Source organism: Microlunatus soli, from assembly GCF_900105385.1.
Taxonomy (GTDB): Bacteria; Actinomycetota; Actinomycetes; order Propionibacteriales; family Propionibacteriaceae; genus Microlunatus; species Microlunatus soli.
Genome location: NZ_LT629772.1, coordinates 4,618,896 through 4,639,163, shown reverse-complemented (window position 1 = coordinate 4,639,163; position 20,268 = coordinate 4,618,896). Strand labels below are relative to the sequence as shown.

General features: G+C 66.2%; 16 protein-coding genes. 9 read left to right on the top strand and 7 right to left on the bottom strand.

Translation table 11 applies throughout. The features are described from left to right. Position 1 precedes the first annotated feature (1 nt). Both BLU38_RS21170 and BLU38_RS21165 read right to left on the bottom strand, forming a co-directional pair. A complete protein-coding gene (locus BLU38_RS21170) occupies positions 2-1,573 on the bottom strand; it encodes an APC family permease (protein WP_091527393.1) in 1,572 nt (523 codons plus the stop codon). Positions 1,574-1,697: 124 nt separating this feature from the next. Continuing rightward, a complete protein-coding gene (locus tag BLU38_RS21165) occupies positions 1,698-2,600 on the bottom strand; it encodes a LysR family transcriptional regulator (protein ID WP_091527392.1) in 903 nt (300 codons plus the stop codon). A 135-nt stretch (positions 2,601-2,735) separates the two neighbouring features. Between BLU38_RS21165 and BLU38_RS21160 the strand changes: the two genes are divergently transcribed. The 8 genes from BLU38_RS21160 to BLU38_RS21125 all read left to right on the top strand — a co-directional run bounded on the left by BLU38_RS21160 (position 2,736) and on the right by BLU38_RS21125 (position 11,402). Continuing rightward, positions 2,736-3,236: a YjbQ family protein gene (locus BLU38_RS21160; RefSeq protein ID WP_091527391.1), complete on the top strand. Its 501-nt coding sequence runs from the start codon at positions 2,736-2,738 to the stop codon at positions 3,234-3,236. A 1-nt stretch (position 3,237) separates the two neighbouring features. Beyond that, positions 3,238-4,692, top strand: coding sequence for an FGGY-family carbohydrate kinase (locus BLU38_RS21155; protein ID WP_091527390.1), 1,455 nt, complete (start codon positions 3,238-3,240; stop codon positions 4,690-4,692). A 34-nt stretch (positions 4,693-4,726) separates the two neighbouring features. Continuing rightward, on the top strand, positions 4,727-5,533 hold the full coding sequence (locus BLU38_RS21150; RefSeq protein ID WP_091527389.1) for a sugar phosphate isomerase/epimerase family protein: 807 nt from the start codon (positions 4,727-4,729) through the stop codon (positions 5,531-5,533). Further along, on the top strand, positions 5,530-6,219 hold the full coding sequence (locus BLU38_RS21145) for a triose-phosphate isomerase (protein WP_091527388.1): 690 nt from the start codon (positions 5,530-5,532) through the stop codon (positions 6,217-6,219). The genes BLU38_RS21150 and BLU38_RS21145 overlap by 4 nt, the downstream gene beginning before the upstream one ends. Before the next feature lie 59 nt (positions 6,220-6,278). After that, the gene (locus BLU38_RS21140) at positions 6,279-7,046 is read left to right on the top strand and encodes an SDR family oxidoreductase (protein WP_197679806.1); all 768 of its coding nucleotides are present in this window, start codon (positions 6,279-6,281) and stop codon (positions 7,044-7,046) included. A gap of 118 nt (positions 7,047-7,164) precedes the next feature. Continuing rightward, a complete protein-coding gene (locus BLU38_RS21135; protein WP_231919965.1) occupies positions 7,165-8,727 on the top strand; it encodes an FAD-linked oxidase C-terminal domain-containing protein in 1,563 nt (520 codons plus the stop codon). A gap of 5 nt (positions 8,728-8,732) precedes the next feature. Next, on the top strand, positions 8,733-9,986 hold the full coding sequence (locus BLU38_RS21130) for an FAD-binding oxidoreductase (RefSeq protein ID WP_091527387.1): 1,254 nt from the start codon (positions 8,733-8,735) through the stop codon (positions 9,984-9,986). 30 nt (positions 9,987-10,016) lie between these two features. Further along, the gene (locus BLU38_RS21125; RefSeq protein ID WP_091527386.1) at positions 10,017-11,402 is read left to right on the top strand and encodes a (Fe-S)-binding protein; all 1,386 of its coding nucleotides are present in this window, start codon (positions 10,017-10,019) and stop codon (positions 11,400-11,402) included. Positions 11,403-11,804: 402 nt separating this feature from the next. On the opposite strand, the gene BLU38_RS21120 is transcribed toward BLU38_RS21125, so the two are convergent. From BLU38_RS21120 to BLU38_RS21100, 5 genes are all read right to left on the bottom strand, one after another. Beyond that, positions 11,805-13,910 (bottom strand): hypothetical protein, encoded by a 2,106-nt coding sequence (locus tag BLU38_RS21120; RefSeq protein ID WP_157683602.1) that lies wholly within the window; start codon positions 13,908-13,910, stop codon positions 11,805-11,807. A gap of 37 nt (positions 13,911-13,947) precedes the next feature. Continuing rightward, positions 13,948-14,847 (bottom strand): carbohydrate ABC transporter permease, encoded by a 900-nt coding sequence (locus tag BLU38_RS21115; RefSeq protein WP_091527384.1) that lies wholly within the window; start codon positions 14,845-14,847, stop codon positions 13,948-13,950. Between the two features lie 2 nt (positions 14,848-14,849). Further along, on the bottom strand, positions 14,850-15,755 hold the full coding sequence (locus tag BLU38_RS21110) for a carbohydrate ABC transporter permease (protein WP_091527383.1): 906 nt from the start codon (positions 15,753-15,755) through the stop codon (positions 14,850-14,852). Positions 15,756-15,789: 34 nt separating this feature from the next. After that, positions 15,790-17,118 carry an ABC transporter substrate-binding protein gene (locus BLU38_RS21105; protein ID WP_091527382.1) on the bottom strand — a complete coding sequence of 443 codons (1,329 nt, stop codon included), beginning with the start codon at positions 17,116-17,118 and terminating at the stop codon, positions 15,790-15,792. A 112-nt stretch (positions 17,119-17,230) separates the two neighbouring features. Then, entirely contained in the window at positions 17,231-19,369 is a 2,139-nt protein-coding gene (locus BLU38_RS21100) for an alpha-amylase family protein (protein WP_231919964.1), read from the bottom strand. 66 nt (positions 19,370-19,435) lie between these two features. Here BLU38_RS21100 and BLU38_RS21095 point away from each other — a divergent pair, with 66 nt between their 5' ends. Further along, positions 19,436-20,257 (top strand): hydroxypyruvate isomerase family protein, encoded by an 822-nt coding sequence (locus tag BLU38_RS21095; RefSeq protein ID WP_091527381.1) that lies wholly within the window; start codon positions 19,436-19,438, stop codon positions 20,255-20,257. The last annotated feature ends 11 nt before the right edge of the window (positions 20,258-20,268 follow it).

The window sequence follows — 20,268 nt, the reverse complement described above, 5'->3', positions numbered from 1 at the left end:
ATCAGTCGCTACCCGTGCCGACCCGAGGTTCGGTGGATCCGATCGTGCCGACCGGCTGGACCTCGTCGGGATGATCTTGTGCGAAACGTGGACCGGCCTGTCCCACCGCCAGTCGCCGACGAAGAACCAGGAGCCACCACAGCGCGGCCAGTGCGACCACTCCGGCGAACACGAATCCGTTGCCGGCGAACGCCGGCAGGAAGATCAGAGCAGCCTCGACGATCAGGAAGACGACCAGGCTGATCACCAGCAATGGTGTCCGGGCCCGACCGAGATCGAAGGTTCCGGGCTCGGCCTGCGGGATACGCCGGCGTGCCGTCGCCACCAGCAGTCCGATCGTCTGCAGCACGTAGGTCGTGAAGAACGCCAACGTCGCGATGCCGAGGAAATAGTTGAACGCCTGCTGGCTGATCAGTGCCGAGAGCAGCATCAGCACCGAGACCGCGCCGAGCGTCAGTACTGCCGTCGAGGGTGTCTTCCGCTCCGGCGAGACGTGCCGCAGCACCCGGGAGAACGGCATCATGTTGTCCCGAGAGAGCGAGTAGAGCAGCCGGGTCCCGACCAGCACATTGGACAGCAGGCAGACCAGGATGTTGGTCAGTGCGGCAGCCACCACGACGCGGGAGAACACCGGGTCGACCTGCTGGGTGATGATCTCCTCGATCGGCGCCGACGTGTTCGCCAGGGCGGCCGGGTTCTTGATCGCCAAGACGTACACCAGATACATGAAGAACTCGATCACGCACGAGGTGGCGAAGGCGTACAGCATCGTCCGCGGGATGACCCGGCGCGCCCGCTTGGTCTCCTCGGCGACGTCGGCCACCGCTTCGACACCGACCAGGCCGAAGAACGGACCCAGCGATGCCGCAAGCCAGGCGAGGATGTACGGCGTCTGTTCGTCCGGGCTGTGGCCGACGAACAGCGACGACAGCGGTTGCGCGTCACCGGTGATCACGAACGCGACCACGGCGACGACCGCGGTGACGACGATCGTCACGACGAGTTCGATACCGACGCCGATGTTGTTGATGAAGGTCGCCAACCGGACCCGGTAGGCGTTGATGATCACGCAGACGATGACGGTGCCGATCGCGATGAAGATCTGCTGCGGTTGGGTGAGCCGCCAGCCGAAAACGCTGCCGAGGTAGCCGGCGAAGACATAGCCGAGACTGGTCATCCCGCTGACCCAGCCGATCAGCGCAGCGAATCCGGTGAACCAGCCGAAGCTGGAGCCGTTCAGGCGACTCGTCCATTGATAGGCGTAGCCGGCGAGCGGGATCTTGGCCGCGACGTCCGCGGCGATCAAGGTCCAGAGCAGGAACACCGGGATGGCCAGGAACAGCGTCCAGACGAACGGCGGTCCGGCGTTCAGGTAGCCGGCACCGAACCCGGTGAAGACCGCCGTGGTCGCGCTGATCGTGGAGAAGCCGATGGTGAACGAGGCGATCCGGCCGACGGAGCGATCCAAGTTCTGCTTGTACCCGAATTCCTCCAGCCGGGCGTCCTCGTCCTCACCCGCGTGTTGGACCGGCGGCGCCAGATCGGTGCCGGGTGACTTCTTCGGCTCGGACATGGTTGCGCTCCTCCTTGATCGCTGACGGACCGCGGCCACGACCTGGGTCCTGGTGCAGCAGTAAAGCCGGAGCGCAACGGCTACCGGAAGGACGGAGCTGTTATCTGCTGATAAGCCAGCGTTATCACTGGGGTTGGCGGACGGTGGGGATCCGGCTCAGCATGTGCTGCACGAGCAGACGTGCCGACGTCGACAACCGACCGGATCGCCAGGCCAGGGCGGTGTAGCTGACCGGACGATCCACGATCGGGACGAAGCGGATACCGGGACGTTCGTACAGCCGCGACAACGACGACGTGGTGAAGCTGATCCCCACCCCGCGGGCGATCAACGTCGTCTCAGCCTCGTACGTCGCGGCCTCGGCGACGATGTTCGCCGGTTTACCGTTCCTCGCGTCCGCTGCCATCCAGTAGTCGCGCCATCGCCCGGCCGACTGCGGCGCCACCACGATCGGTTCGTCGAGCAACTCCTCCACGGTCAGTTCAGCACGCCCGGCCAACCGATGCGTCCGCGGCAGACAGGCGATCCAGGACTCCTCAGCCACCATCACCATTTCAAGATCATCCACGTCCACCGGTGGCCGCAGGAGGGCGAGGTCGGTCTTGCCTGCCGCCAGGCCCGCCGTCGGATCGGCGAAGTCGTACTCGGTGGTCTCGATGGAGATCTCGGCAAGATCATCATCCAGCCCCTCCAACATCTCGAAGAGCAGATCCCCGCCGGTCCCGGTGAGGTATCCGATCCGGACCTGGGCGTTGTTGGCCAGAGTGGCGACCGCGTCGATGGCTGCATCGACCTCCCGCAGAGCCGAACGCACGTAGGGCAGCCATTCCCGACCGACTGCAGTCAACGCGACGGAGTGGGTGTCCCGGTCGAACAGTCGATCGCCGACCCGCCGCTCCAACTGGCGGATCGCTGCGGACAGTGCCGGCTGGGAGATGAAGAGCTTCTCGGCCGCGCGTCGGTAGTTCAGTTCGGTGCCGAGCGCTTCGAAGTAGCGCAGCAGGCTCAGGCTGACGTCCTTGTTCATTGCGTCCCGTTCATAGCTGCTACCAGCCTCTCTGATAACCCGTGCTTATCACATCATCGCCATTCTTCGCTTCCACCTCACCGGCGCCGTCGGCAGGATGAGCCGCGCAAGAGCCCGTGGCCCGAAGGAGGAAGCATGAGCACCAGCCGCCATCGATCGGTGGTGATCGAAACGCCTGCTCGACAGGAGTTCTTCGACGTCACCGCCGATTTGCAGCAGGTCGTCGCCGACAGCGCAGTGCAGAACGGCATCGCGATCGCCTACTCCGCACACACCAGTTGCTGCGTGATCCTGCAGGAGGAGTCGGAGGACGTGACCTACTACGGGACTCAGCTGTTGCTGCAGGACACCCTGAACGTGTTCGCCAAGATCGCGCCGCCGGTCCGGCACGAAGGTCAGTATCTGCATCCCGGTCCGATCCACATCCGCAACGCCGGCGAACTCCGTGACGAGCTGCCGCAGTGGGGACTGAACACCGACGGCCACATCATCTCCTCGATCCTCGGTCGGTCGGAGACGGTCCCGGTGATCGACGGGACGGTCGTCCTGGGCGAGTTCGGCCGGGTCTATTTCGGGGATCTCGACTCGGTGCGGGCCCGGACCCGCACTGTCCACTTCCAGATCCTCGGCGACTGACGTGCTCGTCTACGCCGTCGACGTCGGCACCACGAACACCAAGGTGGTGCTCTTCGACGAACAGCTGCGGCGGCTGGCCATCGCCTCGACGCCGGCGATCTACGACCGTGCCGACGATCGGGTGGAATTCTCCGCCGAGCGACTCTTCTGCTCCGTGGTCGAGCTGATCCGGCAGTGCCACCGCGATGCCGGCACGCTCGACCTGCAGCATGCGATCATCGCCCTGACCGGCCAAGCCGAATCCCTTGTCCTGGTTGATCATCAGGGGCACTCGATGGGTCCGGGACTGTCCTGGCTGGACGACCGGGCGACCGACGAGGCGACCGAGATCGGCGAACACTTCGGCATCGACGCTGCGTTCGCAATCACCGGCGAACCCGCTCCGTCGGCGACCTGGCCGGCGGCAAAACTTCGCTGGTTGGCGCGGCACGATCCGGCCCGCCTGGAGGCGGCGTCCTCGATCTTGATGATCAAGGACGACCTGATCCGACGTTTCACCGGGACGGCTGCCGCCGAGATCACGACCCGCGGGTTCAGCTACTTCTACGATGTGCCGAAGCGCCGTTACTGGCAAGGGATGCTGGACCTTCTCGGCGTACCGGAGACCAAGCTGCCCGACGTCGTCGCGGCCGGTTCCGATCTGGGCACGGTGTCCAGCCCCGTGGCCGACCTGCTGCCACCGGCCACCTCCTACCGGGTGAACGCCGGTGCGCTCGATCACTTCTGCGCCATGGTCGGCACCGGCTCGTATCGGCCCGGCGTGATCAGTGAGTCGGCCGGCACCGTGCTGTCACTGTCACTGCTGACCACGGACTGGGCGTTCGACCCAGGGCACAGGGTGTCGTTCCACCCCGGCATCGGTGCCGACGACCTGGTCCTCTTCAATGGCGTGGACTGTGGCGGGATCGCTCTGGAGTGGTATCGCCGGGAGGCGCTCTCCGGGATCGGCTACGACGAACTGGAACGCCTGCTGCAACGGCGCACGTCGACGTCGGCACCCTTGTTCCTGCCCTATCTCACCGGTGTGAATCCGCCGGACTACTTCGTCGACGCTCGCGGCGCGTTCCTCGATCTCGATCTGGGCCACGACCGCATCGATCTCGCCTTCGCCGTACAGGAAGGGATCGCTCACCTGCTGCGCCGCAACGTCGACGCCCTCGCCTCCGACGCGATCCGGGAGATCGTGTCCACCGGTGGCGGGGCGGAGTCGGCGTTCTGGAGTTCGCTCAAGGCCGACGTCTGCGGTGTCGACGTCGTCGTCCCCGAGGAACCTGAGGCCACCTGCCGCGGCGCCGCCGTGCTCGCACTCGTCACGGCCGGCCGGCTGGGCAGCATCGACGACGGCACACGGCTGCACCGGCCGCCGATCGTGCGGCATCCCGCACACCGGACCGCCGAGCGGGAGGGCCGCTATCGACGTTTCGAGGACTACCTGCACCGCCTCTTCGAGGCGTGAGAGCCAACAGCAAGATCAGAAAGGACAACCGCCGATGCTGCTCGCCTGCTCGTCTCCGATGATTCCCGGAGACACGCTCACCGACAAGGCCATCCTGCTCGCGCAGTGGGGGTATGACGCTATTGCCGTGTTCCATCCGTTGCAGGACTGGAATTCCGACGTCCGACGGGAGCTCACCGCGCTCACCTCGCGTACCGGGGTCCGGCCAGTCGAGTTCGTGCTCACCGACGCGGTGTACGGCCAGGCCATGACCGCCGACGACGACCTCCGGGAACGGTGCCGGGCCATGTATCGCGAAGCTGCCGCGGTCTGCGCCGAGATCGGGGCCGTGACCGAGATCGAGTACGAGTACGGTCCGCAGGATCCGCTGCCGCTCTTCGAGCCGCACCAGCCGCTGGATGATCAACAACGGTCGGCGTTCCTGGACTTCTATCGGGAGCTGCTCGAGATCGTCTCCGGATCCGAGGGCCGAGTGCTGCTCGAGCCGTTGAACCGCTACGAGAGCCGCTACCTCAACCTCGTGGACGACAACCTGGTGATCATCGACGCCGTCGACCATCCGCAGGCAGGACTGCTCCCGGACGTGTTCCACATGTCGATCGAGGAGTCCGACCTGCCCGCCGCACTGCGCCGGGCCGGTGATCGGATCGCCCACGTCCATCTCGGCGACAGCAACCGGCTGCTGCCCGGGCACGGTCACCTGGACTGGCCGGAGATCTTCGCTGCTCTCCGCGAGGTCGGATACGACCGGTACGTCAACCTGGAGTGTTCGACCGAGGGCGACCCGGCGACAACGCTGCCGGCAACGGCGGAGCGACTCCGTGCCCTGATCGAGTCATGATCACCGCCCCATTCTTCGAGATCGGGCCGAAGAATCTGCTGCGTCGGCACGAGATCGAACCGATCGCCGCTGCCGCCGGCCGGGCCGGAGCAGAGCTCGGTGTCGCTGTCGTCCTGACTGTTCCGACGGCACTCGTCGCGCCGCTCGACGGTCTCCGAACCGGTGTATCGGTGTTTGCCCAGGGCATGGATGTCGCGCGACTCGGCGACTCGATGTTCCGAGTGACCGCGGAGTCGCTGGCCGATGCCGGTGCCGCGGGTGTGATGCTCAACCACGACAGCAATCCGCTTCGTCCCGAAGAGATCACGTCGAGCTTGGCACGCTGTGCCGAGCTCGGCCTGCAGACCATCGTCTGCGCCGGAACCGAGCAGGCGGCGATCGAGATCGCCGCGCTCGAACCGACAGCCGTCCTGTTCGAGCCGGCATCGCTGATCGGCAGCTCCGGGGTCCACGCCCGCGACTGGATCCCGGCCGCGACGGCAGCGATCCGTGGTGCCGGCGCCGGCGTCCTCGCCATGCATGCCGGCGGAGTCGCCACGCCGGAGATCGCCGAGATGATCATGGTCGCCGGAGCCGACGGCACCGGATCGACCAGCGGCGTGCTCACCGCCACCGACCCCAGCATCGCCGCACGGCGGTTCATCGCCGCCACCCGGACCGGATGGGAACAGGCCCGACGGGCGTAACACCCGACATCCCATCCTCCGCCGTTTCTCTCGTCCACCATCAATCAAGGAGTCGCATCATGAACACCGATCTCAGTCAACGCACCGCTGTCGTCACCGGCGGCGGCCGCGGTATCGGTCTCGCACTGGCCCGGTCGTTCGCCGCAAGTGGAGCCAGGGTCGCCCTGATCGACCTGCTCGACACCGTCGACGACACCGCTCGACACCTCGCCGATGAGTACGGAGTCGCGACCTGCGGTCGTCGGGTCGACGTCACCGACCAGGCGGCGGTCGCCGACGCGTTCGCCGACATCGGCGCCGGCCTCGGCGTACCACAGGTGTTGCTGACCGCCGCCGGCATCGAGATCAACGGCGACTCCGTCGACGTGACGGCCGACCAGTGGCGCAAGGTGATCGACGTCAATCTCACCGGCACGTTCTTCGCCGCCCAGGCCTTCGGGTCCGGGTTGCTCACGGCCGGGTTGCCCGGCAGTGCGGTGATGATCGCGTCGATGTCCGGGTCGATCGTCAACGTGCCGCAATGGGCGGCCTCGTACAACGCCTCCAAGGCAGCCGTCGCCCATCTGGGCAAGTCACTTGCGGTCGAATGGGCCGCATCCGGCATCCGGGTCAACTCGATCTCGCCCGGCTACGTGCTGACCGACCTGACCCAGGCGATCCTCGACCGACAGCCGCAACTGCATGACGATTGGGTCGCCCGGATCCCCCAGGGACGGATGGCCAAGCCGACCGATCTCGCCGGCCTGGTGACGTTCCTGGCTTCCGACGCCTCGGACTATCTGACCGCCCAGGACATCGTGATCGACGGCGGCTACACCGCCATCTGAGGTGATCCGACCGTCAGCGCAGGACGGCACCATCCACCACGCCGGGCCGCAGAGGCCGGGTCAGCAATCCACTTGACCAACGCCCGCGGAACTCCTATTCTCAGTTTCACTTAGCGAAGTGACATTTCCGTATTGTAAAAATGGGTTGGGGCAAGCATCCACGGTGATCAGCGATATTTCGGCGCGGAGCGTATCGACGGTGCCCGCCACTGTTCCTGACGCGAGCCCTGACATCGAGGCGGCTGCTGCCGCCTTCGCTGCGACCTTTCGCCGGGATCAGCTCATCACCGACCCGGCCGGGCTGAGGACCTACGAGTGCGACGGGCTCAGTGCTTTCCGGGTCCGTCCCGCGCTCGTCCTCCTCGCCGACTCGACCGAGGACGTTGTCGCCGCCGTGCGGATCTGCACGACGTACGGCGTCTGTTTCGTCCCTCGTGGTGCAGGCACCGGACTCTCCGGTGGCGCTCTACCGCAAGCGAATGGTGTCGTGATCAGCACCGCACGGATGCGCAAGGTGCTGTCGATCGATCCGGACAACAGGCGGATGACTGTCCAACCGGGGATGGCCAACAGCGCCGTTTCGGCTGCCGCGGAATCCCACGGTCTGTACTTCGCACCGGATCCATCCAGTCAGATCGTCTGTTCGGTCGGTGGGAACGTCGCCGAGAACAGCGGCGGAGCCCACTGCCTGAAGTACGGATTCACGACCAACCACATCCACGCGATCACGGTTGTCACTCCGACCGGAGAGGTGGTCCGACTCGGCGGCTCGTCGGCCGATCCTGTCGGACCAGATCTGCTCGGAGTGTTCATCGGATCCGAGGGGACGTTGGGCATCGTCACCGAGATCACCGTTCGGCTGCTGGTCCGCCCCATTGCGGTGCGCACCCTGGTCGCCGACTTCGCGACTGCAGAGCAAGCCGCCGACGCTGTCAGCGGGCTCGTGTCACACGGCGTCATTCCCGCCGCCGTCGAGATGCTTGATCAGCTGGCGATCTCGGCTGTGGAGACCGCAACCCGAGCGGGCTACAACAGGGACGCCGGTGCCGCGCTGGTGATCGAACTCGACGGCTTCGATGCAGCCGTCGGCGAGGAGTTCACGATCACCGAACGACTGTGCCGGGACAACCACGCATCGAACATCCGCATCGCACAGAGTCCCGCCGAGCGGGACTTGATCTGGAAGGGCCGCAAGTCTGCCTTCGCGGCGATGGGTCGGATCAGCCCCGCGTACCTGGTTCAGGACGGCGTCATCCCCCGAACCAAGCTCGCCGAGGTCCTCACTCGGATCGCCGAACTCGCCACGGCCGCCGGCCTCCGGGTAGCCAATGTCTTCCACGCCGGCGACGGCAATCTGCACCCGCTGGTGCTCTTCGACTCCGATGATGCGGAGGAGACCGAACGCGCCGAACAGCTGTCAACGGCGATCGCCGAGCTCTGCGTGACCTTCGGCGGTTCGCTCAGCGGCGAGCACGGTATCGGCGCCGACAAGGCCTGTTCCATGCCCACGATGTTCTCCGGCGACGACCTGGAAACCATGCAACGAGTCCGCGCCGCGTTCGACCCCGCCGGCCTGGCCAACCCGGACAAGATCTTCCCCACCCCGCGACTGTGCGGCGAAAGGTCGGGCAAATACCGGCCGCATCCGCTCGAACTGACCGGCCGGATCGGAAGGGGCTAGAGCCGATGACGACAGCCACCAGCCCCGGCCGGCCGCCGGCCGCGGAACGGCAACGTCCCGATACGGTCGAGGCTGCCGCCCGATATCTGCGCGCCGGTGCCGGTGACCGCCGCGGCGTGCTGATCACCGGTGCCGGCACCAAACTCGGATGGGGCGGCCCCGTCACCGCCCCGATGGTTGAGCTCGACACCAGTCGACTGGATCAGATCATCGACTACCGGCCGAGTGATATGACGGTCGCGGTGCAGGCCGGAACGCCCTTGAACACCCTGCAAGGTGTTCTCGCCGAGCACGGTCAATGGCTGGCCATCGATCCGCCGACAGAGGCTGCGGGCGCTACCGTCGGCGGGCTCCTGGCAACCGGCGATGCCGGACCGTGTCGTTTGCGGTACGGGACGCTGCGCGATCTCGCGATCGGCTGCACCGTGGTTCTGGCAGACGGCGTTGTCGCGCACGCCGGCGGTCACGTGATCAAGAATGTCGCCGGATACGACCTGACCAAATTGATGCACGGGTCACTCGGAACGCTCGCTCTGATCGGCGAGGTCGTCCTTCGGCTGCAGCCGGTGCCGGAGGCGACTCGGACGATCAGTTGCCGACTGTCCGCGGTCGCCGCCGTCTGGGCGACTCTGGCGGTCATCGGGTCGGGGGTGGAGCCCAGCGCCACCGAGTGGTACGGAGCCGGCAGTGGGCCCGGCGTCCTGCTGGTCCGGTTGGATGGCACCCAGCGCAGCATCGAACCGGCCGCAGCCGTTGTCCTTCAGCAGCTCCGCGAGGTGAACGCAGTCGACCTTCAGATCCTCACCGTCGACGATGCTGTCGAACAGTGGAGACGCGCCGCCGAGACCACAACCGGCGGCGGCAGATGCCATCCGGCAGCGGACGGTGCGGCGACCGTCCGTCTTGGCACGCTCCCCGACCAGTTGCCCCTGGTGGTCGAGCAACTCGACACACTCGGAAGTCGCCATCAGGTGCGCTTCGAACTCACCAGCAGTACCGGAATCGGGTTGCACACCGTACGACTGACAGGACCGGTGGCGAGCCTGGCGGCACTCATCGACGACCTCGGCGCCGTCCTCCAACGGCAGCTCGGCGGCACCCTCACGCTCCGTGACCGCGACCGTGACGTCGATCAGCTCCGCGGTACATCCGCGCCGATGCCCGACCCTCCGCCGACCGCCGGACTGCAGCGCGCCGTGAAGGATCATTTCGACCCGGGACACCGGCTGGCGCCCGGTCGGTTCGCTCCCTGGTTCTGACGACCACCATCCCGACAGAGGACTCCCTCCATGACCGACCCCTCCGAAGTGTTCGCCAGCGAGACGATCCTGGACCGGTCCCCGAAGAGCATCTTCGATGATCATCATCCGCCGGAGAAGGATCTGATCGCCGACTGTGTCCATTGCGGGTTCTGCCTGCCGGCCTGTCCGACCTACCAGTTGTGGGGCAACGAGATCGATTCGCCGCGGGGTCGGATCGATCTGATGAAGGCGGGCCGAGAGGGTGCGGTCCACCTTGATGACGCGTTCGTCCAGTCCTTCGACAACTGCCTCGGCTGCCTGGCCTGCACGACTGCCTGCCCCAGCGGTGTGCAGTACGACAAGTTGCTCAACGACGTTCGCCCGCAGATCGAACGCCACCGCAAGCGTTCGCCGGGCGACCGTCTCTGGCGCGCGCTGATCTTCGCCCTGTTCCCGCACCCGGATCGGCTCCGGGTGGCGGCCGCGCTCGGAGCCGGCTATCAGCGCATCCTCCGCCCGCTGCTGCTCCGCAGCGGACTGCTGACCCGACTGCCCAAGAAGCTGCGGGCGATGGAAGCGCTGCTGCCACCGGTCCGGATCAGCGACATCGCTGCCCGGCTCCCCGAACACACTGCCGCGATCGGCCCAACCCGTCGCCGAGTCGGAATGCTCACCGGCTGTGCACAACGGGTGTTCTTCCACGACGTGAACCAAGCGACAGTTCGGGTGCTGGCCGCGGAAGGCTGCGAGGTCTTCTCTCCCGCCGCGCAGGGATGCTGCGGGGCGCTGTCCGAGCACGTCGGCCGCGACGAATCGGCAGCCGACCAGGCCAGACGACTGATCGACGCCTTCGAACCGCTCGACCTGGACACCATCGTCACCAATGTCGCCGGCTGCGGCGCCAACATGAAGGGCTACGGCCGGCTGCTACGCGACGATCCTCACTACGCCGACCGAGCCGCCGCATTTGCAGCCAGGTGCCGCGACATCTCCGAACTCCTCGATGAGCTCGGACCGGTTGCCCGACGGCATCCGATTCAGGCAACGGTTGCCTACCACGATGCGTGCCATCTCGCGCACGGCCAGCAGGTCAGGTCCCAACCACGCGCTGCTCTGCAGGCGATTCCCGGCATCGCCATCTCCGACATCCCGGAATCCGAGACCTGCTGCGGTTCAGCCGGCACCTACAACCTGACCAACCCCGAACCCGCCGAGCAACTCGGCCGCCGCAAGGTCCGCAACATCCTCTCCACCGAACCCGAGCTGATCGCGACCGGCAATGCGGGCTGCCTGCTGCAGATTCGCCGCTACCTGGCCGAGGGTGACGCCGATGTCCCGCTCTACCACCCGATCCAGCTGATCGACTTCTCGATCCGTGGCGTTCAGCCGCCGACCGTCGGGCCCGCCGGACCGGGTCTGTCCGGCCCGCGCTGAGTCGATCGCCACGCCCTGGCTACCTCATCCGCTCTGCGGTGAATGATCCCGCCGGATTGCCGACCCCAGATGCAACTCGAGGCTGGACGGCCGCAGATTTCGAGATGCGCGTCGGGACGGCAGACCCGATCCACGCACCGGTCCGTCTGTGACCACGCTGAGCATCAGGCCGTCCACGGCCGATCCCCGCAGGCCTGGGAGTGGCGTTCATCTTCGCGATCGTCGCCTGCCTGATCGCGGGCATGGCCTCGGCGTTGCGTGGCGGCAAGTAGGTCCACCTCGAGGCGTCCCCGTTGCCACCGAACCGGGCGGCTTGCCGTCGTTGGCGACGGCGGACGCCGAACGGCCCGCGGGAGAGAAGCACCGACAGGTCTGAGCAGCCCGACCGACCGAGGACCGGCATCACCGGTGCTCGTCGTAACCCACCGCACGTGCCAGGGTGATGTCGTAGTCGACGTCGTGCTGGAGGTCGCGGAGATCCACCATCCGGCCGCCCAGTCGGCTCAACCGTTGCGGTCGATACCGCCGGTGCACGCGACCGGCGTAGCGGGCCCAGTGGTCGGACGCATTCTCCAGATGCGTGACGGCCTGCTGCCGAGCGTCCTCGTCCAACGCCGTTCCGGCGATCACCCGATGGGTTGCCGCGGCTCCGCGGATCTTGTCGGCGTAGTAGCAGCCGAGTTCGGCCAGGTCGACGATGTCGTCCAGCAACTCGATCAGCTCGGGATCGGCCGCGGCGCGAAGTCGTTCGGCAGCAGCGGTGGCCGAGGTCGCCGCTCGGTCCAGCCGGTCGGCCACCTCACCGGGTCGGATCCCGTCGGCGCCGCCGGTCCGACAGTCCTCGACGATGCCGAGCAGGCCACTGCCCGGTAGCGGCGTAGCGGCAATGAAATCATGCACGGTATGGAATCCGTGGCGTTGTCGCGGATGGCTGAGACAGGCTTCCGGATACCAGTCGAGGTCGAACTTGTTGCCCTCGAAGTGGAATGTGTTGACGGCCGGGATGATCATCGACGCCGCTCGCCAGGCGTCGTCCAGTGTGGCCGGGTCCGCTGCCGGATAACGCACCCGCAGCCGGTCTCGGAAATAGCCGTCGGTCAGGTGCGGATCGAATCCGAGCTGGCCGAACATGGCGAACAGATACCACTGCCGGTCGAACACCAGCTCGCGGTCATCGGTCGGGGCCAGCCGCAGCTGCTCACGGCCGATGGTGTAACCGTCCGGACCGAGGTAGAAGCCGTTCAGCCGGGCGTGGGACGGCAGCCGCCGCAGATAATCCCGGACGAATGCCGGATCACCGGGCCGAAGCAGGTAGTAGTCGTCGTCGCGGACGGTCAGCCAGAACCGCGCCCCGGCCGGTAGTTGATCAAGGAATCCGTCCCGGTGGATGTACGGCGGTTCGGTCGTCGTGTGCAGGTGGGCCGAGGAGTACTTGTAGCTGAACTCGGCGGGCAACCCGACATCGTCGAAGACCGACGAGACCTCCTGCAGGTCGGACCAATGGCTGCGGTGGATCAGCCGCAACCGACGATCGGGTTGCTCGGCGGCGATGTCCTGCAGCGCCGCGCCGTAGGTCGACCGGAGCCACGCCTGGTTGCGGCGTGCACCATGCTCGGAGCGGTCCATGTGTTCGCCGGCGGTGATACCGATCCCGGCCAACAGTGGATAGGTCCGCAACAGTGCGCGGACGCTGGCCCGGGTGTAGTCGATCGTGACCGGATTGTCCATCCGGTCGTCGATCCCGTACGAAGTGTGGTCGGTGCCGTAGCTGAACACGTTCCAGGTGAAGATCATGATCTCGATGCAGCGATCGTGGGCGTGGGCCATCACCCGCCGCCAGAAGTCGATCTTGTCGTCGATGCCGATCGTGGCGACCGTGCGCAGACTCTCCCGGGTCCGCTTGTCGACCATGCCGACACCGGTGGTGTGGGCGACCGGACGGACATCGGACACCATCACGTCGTCGAGCGCGACGTCCGGGTACTCCGGCACCCGTACCATCGACGGGAAGGGATGCAGATTCCACAAGGACAGGAGGTTGTACCGTTCGGTCGCCATCCGGTCCAGCAGTGATCGCCAGAAGTCGAAGGACCACAGGTCGCTGACCGCAGCGGCCGCGGAGTCGCCGTCGTCGCTGTAGCCCGGGGTCCGTGCATCCAGCGGTGCATTGAACTTGATCCCGCGGTACGGCAGATACGGCGTCTTCTGCTCGTCGGCGATCGCCGCAGGTCCGTCCGCCCGCACCGTCTCGGCGATGCGGAGCAACCCGTAGAGGGCTCCGGCCCGGCCGCCCGCGATCACCGTGCAACCGCCCTCCGTGCGGTCGATCCGATAACCCTGCCGATCGGCGTCGGCGTCGGCCTCAACGGTGAGACCGACCCGATAGGGCTGCCGGCCACCAGTCCCCCAGCCGAGTCCGGACCGGATTGTCGCATCCCGTAACCGGTCGGTGGCGAACGCGATCGCCGGTTCATCGGTCACGGCATCGAACTGCACTGTGTCGTACATCGACTCCGACATTATCGGAAGGCAATCCTGGTAGTGATCATTTGAGTCCGGTGGTGGCGATGCCACGGATCAGATGCCGCTGGGCGAAGACGAAGAACAGCATGATCGGCACCAACGAGACGACCGACATCGCCAGCAGCATCCCGGTGCCACCCTGGGACTGGGAATCGACCATCGAGTTCAGCGCGACCGGCACCGTGAACGACTGCGACGAGGTGAGGTAGATCAGCGGCACGAAGAAGTCGTTCCAGGTCCAGATGAAGGTGAAGATCGTCGTGGTCAGCAGTGCGGGGCGCATCAACGGCAGGATCACGTAGAGGAACGTCCGGAACGGGCCGGAGCCGTCGATCATCGCCGCCTGATCCAACTCGCGCGGGATACCGCGGATGAACTGGATCATCAGGAACACGAAGAACGAGTCCGTGCCCAGGACTTTCGGGACCACCAGCGGGAAGTAGGTGTTCACCAGATGCAGCTGGGAGAAGAAGATGTACTGCGGGATCACCAGTACGTGGATCGGCAGCATCACCGTCACCAGGACGATCCCGACATAGATCTTGCGCATCCGGAACTCCAACCGAGCCAGCGCGTACGCAGTCAGCGAGCAGGAGAACAGGTTGCCCAGGATCGCTCCGACGGTGACGATCAGGGAGTTGATGAAGAAGACGATGAACGGCTGACCGAGGACGTTCCAGCCCTGGATGAAGTTCTCCAGCGTGAACTCGCGCGGAATCGGGCTCGGATCGGCGAGGATCTGATTGTCCGGCTTGAACGAACTGACCAGCATCCAGAGCAACGGGTAGATCATGATCAGCGCGAAGATGATCAGCCCGCTGTGTTGGCCGACCGCGCGCAGGCGAGCGCGGCGGCGCGAGCGGGACGGCGTCGTCGGGTGGGCCCGGACGACGGCCTCGGGGCGGACAAGTTGATCGACCATGATCAGTCTCCGTAGAAGACCCAGTACTTGGACAACGTGAAGTGGACAGCGGTGACGATCCCGATGAAGATCAACAGGACCCAGGCCAGCGCGGAGGCGTACCCCATGTCGAAGCTGACGAATCCCTGTTGGTAGATGTAGAGCGTGTAGAACAGGGTGGAGTCGACCGGGCCGCCAGTGCCGCCACTGACGACATGGGCCTGGGTGAAGGACTGGAAGGCGCCGATCGTCTGCAGGATCAGGTTGAAGAAGACGATCGGGGTGAGCAGCGGCAGGGTCACGTTGCGGAACTGTCGCAGCTTGGAGGCGCCGTCCATCCGGGCCGCCTCGTACAGGTCCTCGGGAATCTGCCGCAGACCGGCCAGGAAGATCACCATCGGTGACCCGAACGCCCAGACGTGCAGGATGATCAACGTGATCAGCGCGGTGGACGGATTCTGCAGCCAGCTGGTCCCGTTGATGCCCACGAGTCCGAGCAGGTCGTTGATCAGGCCGGAGTCGCCGAAGACCTCCCGCCACAGCACCGCCACGGCGACACTGCCACCGAGCAGGGACGGAAGGTAGAAGGCGCTGCGGTAGATCGTCAGCCCGCGCAGCCCGCGATCCAGGATCAGGGCCAGCAGCAGCGCGAAGGCCAGCTGCAGCGGAACCGACACCGCGACGTAGATCGACGTCACCTTCACCGACTGCCAGAACCGATGATCATGGAACATCCGGGTGAAGTTGGCCAGCCCGATGAATTTCGGACTGGACAGCACGTTGTAATTGGTGAAGGCGAGGTAGAGCGAGGCGAGCAGCGGGATCGCCGTGACCAGGGCAAGGCCGGCGAGCCAGGGGATCAGGAAGACGTGGGCCACCTTGCCCTGGCGTCGCAGGTAGCCGCCGCGCGACGTGGTGGTCGTTGCCATCCGGCTGCCACCTCCCCGCTGCTCGGCGACCCGGCTACTGATTGCTCGCCCGATCGATCGCAGTCTTGATCTCGCTGATCATCTGCCGGGCACCCTTGGTCGTGGTGGTGTTGCCCAGATCGATCGCCTCGGCGATCCGGGTCATGATCGTCCGCCAGTTGTTGGCGCCGGCCGGGGATTCGTACCGCGGGTTGCGTTTCTGCGCGCGGTCCTCCGCCACGACCCGGAGCATCTCCTGCTCGTCCTTGTTGGCAAAGGCTTTCGCCTCTTCGGCCACCCGCGCGTTGGGCGGCGCACCAAGATCAAGTCCGACGGTCTTCAGCATCGTCGTCTGGTTGACGTTGTAGTCGATCAAGGTAGCCGCCGCCTCGATCTTGGCCTTGTCGGTGCCGGCGTACAACGCCATCCGCGGGTAGTAGAAATAGTGGTACCCGTCGGCAGCATCGGCGTCGGCGGGCAAGTGCCGCAGCTTGAAGGTGCTCTCCGGGAAGACCGGCGCCTCGCCGACGATGTGGTTGGAATTGTCCAGGTTGGCCAGCACCTTCTTGCCGAAGATCTCCCAGTCCGGCCCCATCCCCTCCTGCTCGCTGCGGGTCAACACCGCGTCGGACTTGCGGAGTTTCTGCCACCAATCGAACCAGGCCGCCAGCCCGTCGGCACTGAAGCCCGGCTGGCCATCGGCGGTCCAGAGCTGCTCCCCGCGCTGACGCAACCAGCCCTCGAACGGCAGGTCTGCATCGGGCACGTACGGCAGCCCCTTGCGACCGTGCTTGTTGTGCTTGCTGTAGTCGGTCAGGAACTCCGCGAACCCGTCCCAGCTGTAGCCCTTGTCGCCGTCCTCGGGGATGGTGACGCCGTCCTGCTCGGCAAAGCTCGCGTTGTAGCGCATCACGGGCACATAGATCCCGAACGGGATGGTGTTCAGCTTGCCGTCCAGCTTGAAACTGTCCAGTTCCTCCGAGCTGTAGTCGGACAGCTTGAGCTGGTCGAGCCCGGAGAGATCGTGGTACAGGTGGTTCTTGGCGTAGGTCAGGACCTGCGGCGAGGCGATCCAGAAAACGTCCGGGACGCTCTTGGCGGCCATCTGGGTGGTCATCCGCTCCTGGAAGGCGTCGTACTCGGCGAACTCGGTCTGCACCGAGATGTCGCTGTGCGACTGACCGAAATCCTTGAGCGCCTTGGTGTAGTGCTGCTGCCGGGTGCTGTTGCCCCAGAAGCCGTAGCGCAGTGTCGTCTTGCCGCCGCCCGTTGCGACCGAGCCTCCGACACCGCTGCAGCCGGTCAGTCCGAGACCGCCCAAGGCTGTGCCGGCGACACCGGCGGCGGTCAGTTTGAGTAGGCCCCTTCGACTCACTCCACTCATGCCGAACTCCCATCGTTGACGAGCGGCCGGGCACCGCTGTGCCCGTCGAAGATCGTTCCATTGGACTATTTGATTGTCAATAGCGCTTGCCTACTTGTATGACAATCTAGCATCAGCCCCAGTGGACGATCACCGTCTCGATCACGCCGACGGACGGGATCGACACCCGGAACCGACCGTCCGGCAGTCGTTCGGCAGGGACGTGCTGCCCGGCGACAACCAGCCGCGCGTCGGCGCCGGAGCAGCCCGGCGGCGCGACCAGAAGGAGTTCCTGGGGAGGCAGCGGCAGCACCGACCGTTGTTGGCCGCGCATCGCCATCGGGTTGTTCAGATTGACCAGCGTCACCGCGGTGGTCGCTTCGTCGGCCCGGACCGAGAGATCGACCAGGCCGGCCCCGGTCACCCGAACTGCCGGAGCGGAGCCGCGGGCCCATCCGACGAGATTGGCGATCAGCTGTCCGTGATCGGATTGCAGCGCATCCCAGAAGACTTCGCCGACATTGAAGGCCACGTACGCCGTTCGACCCCCGCCGGGTTGTTCGCGGCAGACGACCGCCGGATCACCGACCTGCCCCTCCTGCCGTGGATAGACCTCCTCCATCGGCAGATCAGGGAAGTCGGGGACGAAGCGGAACGGCACGCTCGCGTCCGGAGCGGCGTCGACCGCGAACAAGTGGGTGCCGCCGACAATCCGCTCGGCCCCGTCGAAACCCGCGGCGACCGGATGTCGGTCGGTGATCGCGATGTAATTGTTCTTGACCGGCCCACGCGGACCGCCGCGATGGCTGACGCCGAGCAGCCGACCCAGACCGTAGTCCGCCCGCTGCCGCCCTTCCTCGTCGAGCAGGCTGGAGCGATGGGCAGCCACCACGCTGCCACCGGCGGCGACGTAGGCCTCGATGACCCGGCAGTGTTCCTCGCTCATCGCCCGAGCGTCGGGCAGCACCAGGACATCGACCTCGGCCAACCGCGCGGCGGTCAACTCCTGATCCGCGAGGTAGCCGAACGGGACCCGAGCTTCGACCAGTGCCTGGTAGAAGCCGTCCTCGTTCGGATCGTCGCCGACCTTCGGCCCGAACGGGCGGGCCGGATCGATCCGCAGGTTGTCGAAGATCGCCACCCGCTCGGTGAACGGCAGTCCCCCGACGGCATCGTCGATGATCTTGTGCAGACCGAACGCGTCGACGATCGGCTGCACCCACCGGTCGTCACGGATCCGGGCGTTGAACTTGGTGAACCACGGAGAGGCGCCCTGGGCGAAACCGTCGGCGATCCAGCTCCGCAGCTCGGCCGGGGCTGCGACCGAGTCCTTCCAGCGATACTCGTGACTCTCCGGCCCGACCGAGGTGATCAGGCTGACCGGACGCTCGGGGAACATTCCCCGGCTGCGTTTTCCGATCCGCCCGGCCGTCCAGATCGGCTCCCGACCGGAGCGACCTTGCTTGTCGATGAAGAACATCGGATAGCGACCGTCGACGATCTGCCGATCAAGATCGCGAGTGAGCAGACTCCCCCGATTCGGTATGAACCGGGCCGCCGGCCGGACCGCCCGAACGGCGTCGTCCCAGAGCACCACCAACTCGCTCAACCGACGGCTTCGCCAGGCACCGTAGGCCGGCCACGACGGGTCGGAGGGGTCGTCCTGGCGGGGCAACTGCAGCCCGGTAGCGTCGAAGAAGCCACGCCGAGCGGCCTCGCTGTAGGAGACTCCGCCGTGCCCCTCCCAGCGGTTGGCGAAGATCGCATCCACCTGATAGTCACCGACGATCTCCCGGGCGACCTCGGTGATGAAGTCCCGGTGATAGGAGCCGAACGGGCAGGTCAACCAGATGTCGGGGAAGGACCAGTGCGGTAACGGTTCGCCATCCTGGCCGAGCGCGAGCCAGTCCGGCCGCGCCGTGGCCGCGTCATCGTGGATGGCATGCGGATCGACCCGGGCCATCACCCGCATGTCCAGCTTGCGGGCGGCCTCGACCATCGCCCCGAACGGGTCACCATCGGCCAGCTCCGCACTGCGGTAGTGCAGCGGGATCCGGGTCGGGTAGAAGGCGATGTAGCCGCCGGCACTCAGGCAGAGCGCATTGGATCCCGATCGCTGCATCACGTCGATCCAGAAGTCCTGATCGAAGGTCTGCGGATCGTTCTCCACGAAGGTCAACTGGGTCCAGCGGGAGGCCCCGAGGAACCAGTCCCGGTCGCTGCTGTGCGGTTGTTGTTCGGTCGCGGTGAGGGTCATCGACTCCGACGTCATGGTGTGATTGTATAGCAATTAGTCAAGAACACTTTTCATACTAATCTCCCTGTATGGAGGCTCACGATGGAGTACGGCGGCTACGAGTTGAGCGCGAACGTGTCGTTGCTGTTCGCCGAAATCCCTTATCTGGAACGGTTTTCTGCGGCTCACGCCGCCGGATTCGGTGCGGTGGAGAGCTGGTGGCCGTTTACGACGGCCGAACCGGGCGTGGAGCAGATCGACGAACTGCTCGCAGCGATCGAAGCGGCCGACGTCCGTCTCACCGGCCTGAACTTCTACGCCGGCGACATGCCCGCCGGCGAACGAGGGGTCGCCTGTCGACCGGAACGACACGGCGAGCTCCGAGCCAGCATCGCACCGCTGCTGCGGATCGCCGAGACAACCGGCTGCCGGCATTTCAACCTGCTCTACGGCCAACTGGCCACCGACTCGCCGGCGGACCGGCAGCACCGGGCAGCGGCGGAGGCGATCGAGTGGTGTGCTGCCGCGGTCGCACCGATCGGCGGCACGGTGTTGATCGAACCGTTGGCCGAAGGCCTGAACGGCGCCTATCCGCTGCTCACCGATGCCGACGTGCTGGCCCTGTTGGACGGGCCGCTGGCCGGGGTACCCAATGCGGCGCTGCTACTGGACACCTTCCATCTGGCGACCAACGGCATCGACCCGGCCGACGCTGCCGTCCGGGCGGCGGAGCGGATCGGCCACGTCCAACTCGCCGACGCCCCGGGCCGCGGCGAACCGGGTTCCGGTGACCTGGATTGGCCGGCGGTGATCGCCGGCCTGGATCGGGCGGGCTACCGCGGCCTGCTCGGCTGCGAGTACAAGCCGACCGGGCCGACGGCCGAATCGTTCGGCTGGCTGCAGGACACTGCACCGACCCGGTGAGTACATTGCGC

Bases quoted from the DNA above. Each gene is read 5' to 3' on its own strand.
- BLU38_RS21105 (WP_091527382.1), bottom strand. From the start codon at position 17,118: ATGAGTGGAGTGAGTCGAAGGGGCCTACTCAAACTGACCGCCGCCGGT.
- BLU38_RS21160 (WP_091527391.1), top strand. From the start codon at position 2,736: ATGAGCACCAGCCGCCATCGATCGGTGGTGATCGAAACGCCTGCTCGA.
- BLU38_RS21165 (WP_091527392.1), bottom strand. From the start codon at position 2,600: ATGAACAAGGACGTCAGCCTGAGCCTGCTGCGCTACTTCGAAGCGCTC.
- BLU38_RS21100 (WP_231919964.1), bottom strand. From the start codon at position 19,369: ATGACGTCGGAGTCGATGACCCTCACCGCGACCGAACAACAACCGCAC.
- BLU38_RS21145 (WP_091527388.1), top strand. From the start codon at position 5,530: ATGATCACCGCCCCATTCTTCGAGATCGGGCCGAAGAATCTGCTGCGT.
- BLU38_RS21110 (WP_091527383.1), bottom strand. From the start codon at position 15,755: ATGGCAACGACCACCACGTCGCGCGGCGGCTACCTGCGACGCCAGGGC.
- BLU38_RS21115 (WP_091527384.1), bottom strand. From the start codon at position 14,847: ATGGTCGATCAACTTGTCCGCCCCGAGGCCGTCGTCCGGGCCCACCCG.
- BLU38_RS21140 (WP_197679806.1), top strand. From the start codon at position 6,279: ATGAACACCGATCTCAGTCAACGCACCGCTGTCGTCACCGGCGGCGGC.
- BLU38_RS21095 (WP_091527381.1), top strand. From the start codon at position 19,436: ATGGAGTACGGCGGCTACGAGTTGAGCGCGAACGTGTCGTTGCTGTTC.
- BLU38_RS21130 (WP_091527387.1), top strand. From the start codon at position 8,733: ATGACGACAGCCACCAGCCCCGGCCGGCCGCCGGCCGCGGAACGGCAA.
- BLU38_RS21120 (WP_157683602.1), bottom strand. From the start codon at position 13,910: ATGTACGACACAGTGCAGTTCGATGCCGTGACCGATGAACCGGCGATC.
- BLU38_RS21150 (WP_091527389.1), top strand. From the start codon at position 4,727: ATGCTGCTCGCCTGCTCGTCTCCGATGATTCCCGGAGACACGCTCACC.
- BLU38_RS21125 (WP_091527386.1), top strand. From the start codon at position 10,017: ATGACCGACCCCTCCGAAGTGTTCGCCAGCGAGACGATCCTGGACCGG.
- BLU38_RS21170 (WP_091527393.1), bottom strand. From the start codon at position 1,573: ATGTCCGAGCCGAAGAAGTCACCCGGCACCGATCTGGCGCCGCCGGTC.